The 1,177-nt window shown below is 56.2% G+C and carries 1 protein-coding gene; it reads left to right on the top strand.

Going from position 1 to position 1,177, the window contains the following annotated elements:
• Positions 1 to 55 precede the first annotated feature (55 nt).
• Positions 56 to 1,021: an IS5 family transposase gene (locus CDE01S_RS17955; protein WP_066710926.1), complete on the top strand. Its 966-nt coding sequence runs from the start codon at positions 56 to 58 to the stop codon at positions 1,019 to 1,021.
• Positions 1,022 to 1,177 lie beyond the last annotated feature (156 nt).

Here is a 1,177-nt window from a genome sequence, read left to right as displayed (position 1 = left end):
TTAAGGCAACGCTGAAAAAGGTCCACCGCAAAGCGGCCTGATGCGTTGATGCTGCATGAAACAAACGACCCTCGCAATGGCCGCCGATCAAGGCGCCGGATTTGAACAGTATCGTCGCCCCACCAAGCGCGATGTATTCCTGCAGACCATGAATGAGATCGTGCCGTGGTCTGAATTGTGTGAAGTCATCAAACCCCACTATGCGCGCGGCGAGGGTGGACGTCCACCCATAGGCCTGGAACGCATGCTGCGCATGCACTTCGTGCAGCATTGGTTCAACCTGGCCGATGAGGCCTGTGAGGAGGCGCTGCTGGATAGCACCAGCCTGGGCCGCTTCGTGGGCATTGACCTGGGACGTGAGCGGGTTCCCGACGCGACCACTTTGCTCAAGTTTCGTCGCCTGCTCAGCGAACACAAGCTGGGCGAAAAACTGTTTGCCAAAGTCGGGGAGGTGCTACAGGCCAAAGGCATGAAGGTAGGAACGGGAACCATCGTGGATGCCACCATCATTGGAGCACCCAGCTCGACCAAGAACGCAGACAAAGCGCGAGACCCCGAAATGCACCAAACCCGTAAGGGCCAACAGTGGTACTTTGGCATGAAGCTACACATCGGCGTGGACAGCCAAACCGGGTTGGCGCACAGCGCGGTGGTAACGGCGGCCAACGTGCACGACAAACACCCCATACCGGATCTGCTGCACGGCAACGAGCAACGCATGTATGGCGACAGCGCCTACGCCAGCCAGAAGGAACTGATCCACAGCAAGGCCCCCAAGGCCAAAGACTTCACGAATGATCGCGTTCGCAACCGCAACGGTGAGGTCGACGAAGTCAAGCGTGGCAAGAACCGAAACAAATCAAAAATACGCGCCCGTGTCGAACATGTATTTGGCGTGGTCAAACGCCTATGGGGCTTCAACAAAGTGCGTTATCGCGGTCTGGCCAAGAACGCAACGCGTGCGTTTACCGCGTTGGCATTGGCAAACATCTTCATGAGCCGCAAGCGGCTCATGGCATAGGTGCGCCCAAATGGGCGCAAAGAGGGTCGAAAGACCTGAAAGCAAGGCCAAACTGGCTCAAAAACACGGCTGATAAGCTGCAAAAATCCATACTATGAAATTGAAGTATCGGGGCTCGATGGCAATGTCAAAAATGGCTGCTTATTCAGCGTTGCC

The organism is Curvibacter delicatus NBRC 14919, from assembly GCF_001592265.1.
Taxonomy (GTDB): Bacteria; Pseudomonadota; Gammaproteobacteria; order Burkholderiales; family Burkholderiaceae_C; genus Hylemonella; species Hylemonella delicata.
This window is presented reverse-complemented; position numbering and strand designations above follow the sequence as displayed.